Source organism: Alienimonas chondri (assembly GCF_013036045.1).
In the GTDB taxonomy this organism is placed as follows: domain Bacteria; phylum Planctomycetota; class Planctomycetia; order Planctomycetales; family Planctomycetaceae; genus Alienimonas; species Alienimonas chondri.
Genome location: NZ_WTPX01000172.1, coordinates 1 through 9,158 on the forward strand (window position 1 = coordinate 1; position 9,158 = coordinate 9,158).

A 9,158-nucleotide genomic window follows, 5' to 3' on the forward strand; every position below is an offset into this window, starting at 1 on the left:
CCGCGGGGGCGGCTCCCGCGGCCCCGGTCGCGGACGCCGCCCCCGCGGCGGCGAAGGGCAAGACGATCGACAGCCCGACCGTCGGCACCTTCTATCCCTCGCCCAGCCCGGACGACCCGCCGTTCGTCTCCGTCGGCGACGAAGTGAAGGCCGATACGGTCGTTTGCCTCGTTGAGGCGATGAAGGTGTTCAACCAAATCCCCGCGGACGTCTCCGGCACGATCGCCGAAGTGCTGGTGAAGTCCGGCGACGCGGTGGAGTACGGCACGCCGCTGTTCCGCCTCGCCTGACCTTTCGCACCCTCTCTCTCCCCGTCACTGACCCTCGGGCGGGACGCCGTTTATGTTTCAACGTCTGCTGATCGCCAACCGCGGAGAGATCGCCCTGCGGGTGATCCGCGCCTGCCGCGAGTTGGGGGTGGAATCCGTCGCCGTCTACAGCTCTGCGGATCGCGACGCCGCCTATCTAGACCTCGCTGATCAGGCGATTTGCATCGGACCGCCCTCCGCGGCGGATTCCTATCTGTCGATCAAACACCTGATCAGCGCCGCGGAGCTGGGCAACGTCCAGGCGATCCACCCGGGGTACGGGTTTCTCTCCGAAAGCGCCCACTTCGCGGAGGTCTGCCGGAGCTGCAACATCGCCTTCGTCGGGCCGTCCGAGGAGGCGATTCGCAAGCTGGGCGATAAAGTCACCGCCCGCAGCATCGCCCAGGAAGGCAAAGTGCCCACCGTCCCGGGCAGCGACGGGCTGGTCACGGACGAGAATAAAGCCGTCGAATTAGCGGAGAAGATCGGCTATCCCGTCTTGATTAAAGCGACCGCCGGCGGCGGCGGCAAAGGGATGCGCGTCGCCCGCAACGACATCGCGTTGAAGGCCGGACTAAAGGCCGCTTCGCAGGAGGCGGAGAAGGCGTTCAGCAACGCCGGCGTGTATCTCGAAAAATATATCGAGAAGGCCCGGCACGTCGAAGTGCAGGTGATCGCCGACACCCACGGCAACGCCATTCACCTGTGGGAGCGGGATTGCTCCATGCAGCGGAAGCATCAGAAGCTGGTCGAGGAAAGCCCCGCCCCGGCGCTGCCCGCTTCGGTCCGCAAGGAGCTGTGCGCCGCGGCCGTACGGATGGTGAAGACCGCCGGCTATTATAACGCCGGCACGGTCGAGTTCCTGTTGGACGTGCGGGACAATAAGTTCTACTTCATCGAGGTGAACGCCCGCATTCAGGTCGAACACCCGGTGACGGAGCTGGTCACCGGCGTGGATCTTGTGAAGGAGCAAATCCGCGTCGCCGCCGGCGAGAAGCTGGAGTTGAAGCAGAAGAACGTGCCTTGCAACGGGTCGGCGATCGAAGTCCGGATTAATGCCGAAGATCCGGCGAACGACTTCCGCGGTTGCCCCGGCAAGATCACCGCCCTCCGCGTCCCCGGCGGCCCAGGCGTGCGGTGGGACAGCCACGTCTACGCCGGATATAGCGTCCCGCCCTACTACGACAGCCTGATCGGCAAGCTGCTGGTGCATCGCGCCACCCGTGAAGAGGCGATCGCCACGATGAAGCGGGCGCTGGCGGAGTTCCACGTCGAAGGCGTCAAAACGACGATCCCCCTGCTGCGGGAGATCATCGCCAACGAAACCTTCCGCGACGGCACGATGGACACCACCTTCGTCGAACGGACGTTTTAGCGCCGTCCGCGTCGACCCGTAGCGGCGGCATCCTGCCGCCGTCCGTAAGCGCAGCGAGCGGGGGCGTAATCATGGCCTCGCCGAGAGTCGGCGGCTAGAAGCCGCCGCTACGACAAACCGCGGCTCGCTCTAATGATCAAAGCGGTCGCCCCGCCCAGTCCGGGGCGGGCTGCGGATCGGGCGTGAGATCGGTGAAGTCGGCGATCAGGCGATCCTCGCCCTTCTCTAGCCGGAACAGACGCCCGCCGCGGGTGAAGATGAGGCCGCCAGAATGATCGCGGCCTGACCAATCAGTCTTTGCCACAAGCGGAGGCGGCGGCGGGTACGGCGATCTCTCGGTGGGGTCGACGTGCCGGACAGTGACGCCTCGCGGCGGGAAGGCGGGGTGCCAGTCGGGCGGCTCGTCGCGCGTGGTGCGGAGGACGATGGATCTCGGCCCGTCGAACCAGCCGCCGAGATTCATCGTTCGACGATTTGGCCAGAGCGTGAGCGCCTTGAGCCAAGGGGCACGGCTGAGCGCCGTCCAGCCCTCCGTGAACGAGGTGTCCCGTTTTTGGTACTGCCAGACCGCCGCTAAGAGCAGTTCGCCGTCAGCGGAGAGCGCGCAGTATGGGCGCCAGATGTTTCCTTTGAGCCACGCCCCATGCTCGAACGAGTCCCGGGCAGTATCCCAAGCGATGACATGGAACCATTTCGATGGCCCGCGGCGCAGGATCACGGCTCGGTCCGCGTCGGCGGCGGTGAGGACGAACAGCGAGGGCATGCTTCAGCGTAGCCTCGCCCATCGCCTCACGCCGCGCGGCGGGCGCCGTCGGGGAGGATCAGCGCTCGCGGGCCGACCTCCGACCGCTCCTCCGGGTCCGGCAGTTTGAAGACGGCGGGCGACTCGCGGAGTTCCTCGGCGACGGCGTTCTCCATCTCCCGCAATAATTCACGGATCATCGCCCCGGAACGGTTCGTCTCTTCGCTCCACCGCGTGCGGGCGCGGTCGAACAGGTCGTCCCGAGCAGCGACCGCGGCGGCGCGGCGGACCAATTCCGCTTCGCGCTCGGCGGCCGCGGTGCGACGTTCGGCTTCCCAGCGGGTCAGCAGGCGACGCTGCGTTTCCAGCTCTTCCGCCTGCCGGGCGAGGGCGGCCTTCGCCTGCTCCAAGTCGGCGGCACGGCGGGTGATCGCGTCTTCTCGCTCGCCGAGATAGGCGACGACCCGGCGGCGGCTCTCCTCCAGCCGCAAGCCGACCGGGGCGCTGGGGCCGGCGTCCTTCAAACGCGGCAGCAATTCTTCCACCGCGACGCGGAGAGTCAGTGTCTCCCGGTGAGCGGCTTCGAGTTGCTTGCGTAACTCCGCCAGACTCTTTTCGCGGGAGTCCAATGCCGCGGCGCGAGCTTGAACGGTCTCCCGCTCCGTCGCGACGGCGGCGACGCTTTCCTGCCGGGTGAGTTCCCAGCTCTGTACGTCCTCGGCGGCGGCGCTCCGGCGGGCGGAGAGATCCGCCGCGGCGGCGGCGTGCTCCTCCGCGGTGCGGGCCGCGTGCTTCGCCAGCGACTCCTCCCGCTTGTCCAATAGCTCGCGGTAGCGGTCCAGGCCGTGGCGGCGGGCGTCGGCGATCTCCGCGGCGCGCACCATCGCGGTGCGCGTCGTCTGCACTCGCGCGTCCCATTCGCCTCGAGCCTGCCGCAGTTCCTCCGCGGTGCGGTCGAGGTGGGCTTTGCGGAAGTTCAGCCGGTTCTCCATCACGGCCCGCTCCTGTTCGAGCAGCTCGCGGGCGGCGACCTGATCCTCCTCGAAGGCGGCTCGGTCTGCGGCGAGACGGTCGCGGTCGCTGTCGAGTTCCGCGGCGTCTTCGGTCAGTTGGTCCCGAAGCCGGTCCAAGGCGCTGCGTTCGTCCGCCAAGCGGTCTTCCGCGACGCGGCGCTCTTCGGTCCACGCGGCGCGATCGGCGTTCAGCTCGCGCTCGTGCGCAGCCCGGCGGGCCTCCAGCTCTTCCTCGCACGCGGCTTTGGCGGCGGCGATCTCCGCTTCAGACCGCTTGCAGTCCGCTACGAAGGCGGTGCGGTCGCGTTCGAGATCGGACAGAAATCGTTCGGCGGCGGCGGCTCGCTCGTCCGCTTCCCGGCGGCGGTCGGCGGCGGCTCGTTCGCGGTCGGCGGCGCGGGAATCGCGCTCGGCGGCGGCCGCTTCACGGCGGGAGACGTCCGCTTCGGTCCGCTCTTCGCGGGTCACGACGGCGGCTTCGCGGCGGGCGACTGCGTCGCGGCGGTCCGTCAGCGTCACCGCCAACGCCCGCAGCTCTCCGGCGGACAGGGAGGCAGCGTCCCGGTTCAAGCGGGACAGCAGGTGATCCGCTTCGGACTCGGACAGCGCCTCAGTCGGTTCGGGGCGGGACGTCGTGGGAGGGGCGGACATCGGCGGGCCGGGCGACGGAGGATTCCGCCCGCGAATAGCAGAGGACGGGCCTCCCCGCGAACCCCAAGCCGGCCCTGATCGGCTGTTGCGGAGCGCGGCCGTCGAAGGTGGGGACCGCGCACGCGAAAACCGCCGCGGATCCATCCGCGACGGCTTCTTCACCGCCGGTCCCCCCGAACTCGGCAAAACGCCGAGTGCGAGAGCGGGGTGGCTTCGCGATAGGGGAGGCGACCGTCGCACCCGCGACGGACGCCGAGTTTCGCAATCAGGAGTGGCTGTCGAGCATCGCGGCGAACTTGCTCTTGTCCGCGACGCCGACCACGCGATCGACCACTTCGCCGCCCTTGAACAGCATCACGGTCGGGATCGACGAGATATTGTGGCTGCTGGCGACCTGCGGGTTCTCGTCGGTGTTGAGCTTGCCCACGCGGACCTTGCCCTCGTAATCGCCGGCGAGTTCTTCGATCGTCGGGCCGATCATCTTGCAGGGGCCGCACCACGGCGCCCAGAAGTCGACGAGGACCGGGGTGTCGGCGGCGAGGACTTCCTCTTGGAAGTTCCCGTCGGTGAAGGTCTGAACAGCCATGAGATCGCTTTGCGAGTGGGTGGGATACACCCGAAGGTTGTGCGAACGTCGTGCCAAACGACTTTAGAGGGCGTCGGTCGACCGGTTGCCGCTCGCGGTGGGTCGGATGTTAGGACGCGGACCGACGGCGTCAAATGAAATCGGCGAGGGACTCCGCGGCGGCGATCCTAGGCTTTCGCCCCGACGAGCCGGGGGGAAGAATAAGGATATGGCCCGCCTCGCCCGCTCTGCCGACACGTCGATCCCTCGATGGGGGCTGGCGATCGCGTTGTGGGCCGGATTGTCCGCGGGCGCCGCTTTGGCAGGCGGAGCGCAGGACGCCGCAGCGGCGACGGGGAGCGACGACTCCCGGGACGGCCTTCCCGTCGAAGCAGAAGCCGGCGGCGGCGAGATGACGAGCGACCCGGAAGGCGATGTGCCGCCCGCCCCGGTCGACGCCGAGCGGTTCGGGATCGTCAAAGACGACACATTGGGCGTGCGGCCGGAGGAGGGAGCGCTGTACGAGGCGGTGCTGGACGAACTCCGAGCCGCGGACCCGGCGACGCTCGCTGCGGAAGCGGATCGTTTTCGTGCGGAGCGCCGGGAGGCGTTGAACCTGTCGGACAAGCATGATTTCCCGGTGTTTCCAGACCTGTTCAATCACCCGGAGCTGTATCGCGGACAGGCCGTGACGATGATCGGGCAGGCCCGCAAGATCACCCAATATCCCGCCGGCCCGTCCGCCGCCGACCCGGAGGAACAGCGGGTCTCCGTGGTGCTGTATACCGACGACGCGCAGACGAACCCGGCGGTCGTGATCGCTCTGAACGCCCCCGGACTGCCGCGGGGGGACGACCTGTTGGAGCCGGTGAAGGTCACCGGGCGCTTCTTCAAACGCTGGGGGTACGAAGCCCAGGACGGCAAGCTGCGAATCGCTCCGCTGATCCTTGCGGATCGCATCGAATCGGTGAAAGTCGCGGCGCCCCCGCCGGCGGCGCCGTTCGTGCTGGGGCTGATCGTCGCGGTGTCGGTGGTCGGTCTGAGCGCCGGCCTGTGGGCGTGGTGGCTAAGGCCGAAGCGACGGAAGGGCACGGTCGCCGCCGGCGGGGGCGAGACGCCGGACCTCGTCGGGTTCACGCCGCCGGCCGACGACGAGCCGGAGTTTCCCCGTGGAGAGTGAACCTCAGCGTGCTTCGGTCCGAGGCCCGCTGGCCCGTCGCCCGCTGGCCGCGCCGCTCGGTCGGCCGGTGCGGCTGGCCTGCCTGATCTCCGGCGGCGGGCGGACCGTGTTGAACCTGCAGGAGAAGATCGCGGCGGGCGCGTTGAACGCGGAGATCGTGTCCGTGCTGGCCTCTCGGGACTGCGCGGGCGTCGGTCGCTGCGAGGCGGCGGGGCTGTCGGTGGAGGTCGTCTCGCCCCGTCGCTTTCCGAGTGAAATCGCGTTCGGCGAGGCGATCTGGGGCCGGATCGAGCAGAGGGGGGCGGACCTCACCGTGTTGGCCGGGTTCCTGTCGCGGCTGCCGATTCCGGAGCGCTGGGAGCTGCGGGTGATGAACATCCACCCGTCATTGCTGCCGGCGTTCGGCGGGGCCGGGATGTACGGCGACCGCGTGCACCGGGCGGCGCTGGCCCGGGGCGTGACGGTCAGCGGATGCACGGTGCATTTCGTGACGGAGGAGTACGACGCGGGGCCGATCGTGTCGCAGTCGATCGTGCCGGTGGAGCCGGACGACGACGCGGACGCCCTCGCCGCCCGGGTGTTCGCCGCGGAATGCGACGCCCTGCCCGCCGCGGTGCGGGAGTGGGCCGGCGGGCGGTTGGAAGTCACCGGGAACCGCGTGCGCATCGTGAGGCGTCCTCTTGAAGAGGACGGCTAACGACGCTTCGTCAGTCGTCGTTCGAGTCGGTCGAAGGCGAACTGCACCAGCAGGGCCATCACGGCGGCGGGGATCGCGCCTTCCAGCACCGGGCCGGTGGCGTCGCGGCGGAGTCCGGTGAAGATCGGTTCGCCGTAGCCACCGGCGGCGATGAACCCGCCCAGCGTCGCCGTTCCCACGCAGATCACCGCGGCGGTCTTGATCCCCGCGAAGATCGACCCCAGCGCCAACGGCATTTCGATCCGCCACAACCGAACCCAGGGCGGCAGGCCGAGCGCGACGGCGCTTTCGCGGACCGCCCCCGAGATCCCCGTCAGCCCGGCATGCGTCCCCCGCACCACGGGCAGCAGCGAGTACAGAAACAACGCGACGACCGCGGGGGCGAACCCCAGCCCCAGCACGGGGATCAGGAAGACGAACAGGGCCAGGCTGGGCAGGGTTTGCAACAGCCCGACGACGCCCATCACCCACGCGCCCGGTCCCGGTCGCTTCGCCGCGAAGATCCCCAGCGGGATCGCGGTCAGCAGGCCGAATCCCAGCGCCGTCACCACCAGCGCCAGGTGTTCCGCCGTGCGGGCGGCGACGCGCTCGAACAGATTCGGAGCGGTGGGAATCGTGATCTTGAGGTCTTCGCCGGCGGCGGAGGGGAACCGCTCCGCGAGCAGTCCGCCGGCGGCGACCGGCTCGGACACCCCCTCCAGATCGACCCGGGCGTTCAAGGCGATCATCGTCTCCTCGTCCAGCGCGCCCTCCAGCCGCCGGACCGCCGCCAAGGCGTCGGGCGCCCGCTCGGCGAGGTCCGCCCGATACAGGATCACGGCGCTGTAATCGGGGAAGAACCCGGCGTCGTCCTTCAACTGGCGGATCGCGGCCTGACTGAGCTTCGCGTCGGTCGTATAGAGTTCGATGAGGTCCAACGCCCCGCTCGCCAGCCCGCGATAGGCGAGTTCGTGTTCCAGCCCCTGCACCTCCGTCTGGGGGAGCCGGTACTTCGCCCGCAGTCCCTTCCAACCGTCCGTCCGGGGGACGAACTCGCTGCTGAATCCGAACCGCAGGGACGGGTGAGCGCGGAGGTCGGAGATCGTTTCGACGCCCAGTTCCTCGGCCCGCTCCTCCCGCATGCCGAGCGCATAGCCGTTCACGAACCCGAGCGGCTCGCTGATCTTCAGGCCCAGCGGAGCGACGGCGGCCCGCAGCTCGGCGAGCGTCGTCGGTTCGGTTCGACCGAGGATGTCGCGGGAGAGCGTGCCGGTGTACTCCGGGTAGAGGTCGATTTCGCCCCGGGTCAGCGCCAGCCAGGCGGTTTGCGTGCCGCCGAGGGCTGAATCGTGGGTGACGGTCGTCCCGGCGTCTCGGGCCAATTGCGTGGCGAGTTCGCCCAGCACGACGGACTCCGTGAACGCCTTCGACCCGACGCTGATCCGCGGCGGCCCGGCGACGGCGGTCGAGGCGAGCGCCAGCCATATCAGCCCGATGCACAAGCATCGGCCATCCGTCCGACCACGCGGAGACAGAAGCGGGGCGGTTCGTTCTGACAACTGAGCGGTCGGCCGACGCTCGCGCGGCGGGCGGGTGCGATGGTTCATACCGGCAGCCCCCGGTGAGCCGTCACGAAGCGCTCGACGAAGCGGTCGGCGGGATCGTCGCGGAGTTCCTCGAACGGTCCCCGCTGGGCGACGCGGCCGTCGGAGAGCAGCACGAGGTCGTCGCTCATCCGGGCGGCTTCGGCGAGGTCGTGGGTCACGATCACGACGGTCTTCTTCAGGGAGGCGAATAGCTCGACCAGTTCGCCCTGCAACTCGTCGCGGACGATGGGGTCCAACGCTCCCAGCGGTTCGTCCATCAGCAGGGCGTCCGGGTCGCAGAACAGCGCCCGGACCAATCCGACCCGCTGTCGCTGCCCGCCGGAGAGCTTCGAGGGGCGCCGGTTCAGCAGGTCCGGGTCGAACCGGCAGAGCATGCAAAGCGTTTCGAGCCGAGCTTCGATGCGGTCCGGCGCCCAGCCGAGGTGACGGGCCAGCAGCGTGACGTTGCCGCGGGCGGAGAGATGCGGGAACAACCCGGCGTCCTGGATCACGTAGCCGACGCGATGCCGCAGCGCGCGAATCGCGGGCGTGTTGTCCGGGGGAACGGGGACGCCGTCGACGGTCACGCAGCCGTCGTCGGGGCGGAGCAGGCCGATCAACAGGCGAAGGACCGTCGACTTCCCGCACCCGCTGGGTCCGATGAGGGCCGTGGTGCGATTCGATTCGACCGTCAGCGACAGCCCCTCCAGCACGGTCGTGGCGCCGAGGCGCGGCCCGCCGCGGCGTCGCTTGCCCCCGAACGATTTGGTGACGTCGACCAGCGCGAACATCGGACCGGGCGGCCGGAGCCGCGGAGGTGGGGGCGGGAGCGGGCACGCACGTTAATCCCGCGACCGAATCGGGGCGAGACCGACTCTCGCGCCGCCGGGCCGCCCGCCCGCGGATCTTCGATGTCGATCGCCTGCCGATCCTGCCTGCTGATTGACCGGGACGAGGCGACGAACATAGGGTGCCGCGGCCCCGCCGGCGGCCGGCGGGGAGGAGTGCGATCCCCGGCCGCCCGCTCGGCTAGGACGGCTCCCGATGAACTCCCCCCCGCCC

The 9,158-nt window shown here is 69.4% G+C and carries 9 protein-coding genes; 4 read left to right on the forward strand and 5 right to left on the reverse strand.

Features of this window, described 5'->3' with window-relative positions:
• Both accB and accC read left to right on the forward strand, forming a co-directional pair.
• A partial coding sequence (gene accB / locus LzC2_RS18455) for an acetyl-CoA carboxylase biotin carboxyl carrier protein (RefSeq protein ID WP_171189506.1) occupies window positions 1-290 on the forward strand: 290 nt, incomplete at its 5' end.
• Between the two features lie 52 nt (window positions 291-342).
• Window positions 343-1,683, forward strand: coding sequence for an acetyl-CoA carboxylase biotin carboxylase subunit (gene accC, locus LzC2_RS18460; RefSeq protein ID WP_171189507.1), 1,341 nt, complete (start codon window positions 343-345; stop codon window positions 1,681-1,683).
• A gap of 136 nt (window positions 1,684-1,819) precedes the next feature.
• Here the strand turns inward: accC and LzC2_RS18465 are convergent, their stop codons facing one another.
• The 3 genes from LzC2_RS18465 to trxA all read right to left on the reverse strand — a co-directional run bounded on the left by LzC2_RS18465 (window position 1,820) and on the right by trxA (window position 4,675).
• Entirely contained in the window at window positions 1,820-2,446 is a 627-nt protein-coding gene (locus tag LzC2_RS18465; protein WP_171189508.1) for a hypothetical protein, read from the reverse strand.
• 26 nt (window positions 2,447-2,472) lie between these two features.
• Entirely contained in the window at window positions 2,473-4,089 is a 1,617-nt protein-coding gene (locus tag LzC2_RS18470; RefSeq protein WP_171189509.1) for a coiled-coil domain-containing protein, read from the reverse strand.
• A 265-nt stretch (window positions 4,090-4,354) separates the two neighbouring features.
• Window positions 4,355-4,675, reverse strand: coding sequence for a thioredoxin (gene trxA, locus LzC2_RS18475; RefSeq protein WP_171189510.1), 321 nt, complete (start codon window positions 4,673-4,675; stop codon window positions 4,355-4,357).
• Between the two features lie 208 nt (window positions 4,676-4,883).
• On the opposite strand from trxA, the gene LzC2_RS18480 reads away from it, so the two are divergent.
• Both LzC2_RS18480 and purN read left to right on the forward strand, forming a co-directional pair.
• The gene (locus LzC2_RS18480; RefSeq protein WP_171189511.1) at window positions 4,884-5,834 is read left to right on the forward strand and encodes a hypothetical protein; all 951 of its coding nucleotides are present in this window, start codon (window positions 4,884-4,886) and stop codon (window positions 5,832-5,834) included.
• The gene (gene purN, locus LzC2_RS18485; RefSeq protein WP_315854746.1) at window positions 5,824-6,531 is read left to right on the forward strand and encodes a phosphoribosylglycinamide formyltransferase; all 708 of its coding nucleotides are present in this window, start codon (window positions 5,824-5,826) and stop codon (window positions 6,529-6,531) included. Before LzC2_RS18480 ends, purN begins: the two co-directional genes overlap by 11 nt.
• Here purN and LzC2_RS18490 read toward each other — a convergent pair.
• Both LzC2_RS18490 and LzC2_RS18495 read right to left on the reverse strand, forming a co-directional pair.
• Window positions 6,528-8,006, reverse strand: a complete 1,479-nt coding sequence (locus LzC2_RS18490) for an ABC transporter permease/substrate-binding protein (protein ID WP_414636424.1) — start codon at window positions 8,004-8,006, stop codon at window positions 6,528-6,530. The two genes, purN and LzC2_RS18490, sit on opposite strands and share 4 nt — an antisense overlap.
• Window positions 8,007-8,113: 107 nt before the next feature.
• Complete coding sequence (locus LzC2_RS18495; RefSeq protein WP_171189513.1) at window positions 8,114-8,887, reverse strand: ATP-binding cassette domain-containing protein; 774 nt, start codon at window positions 8,885-8,887, stop codon at window positions 8,114-8,116.
• Window positions 8,888-9,158 lie beyond the last annotated feature (271 nt).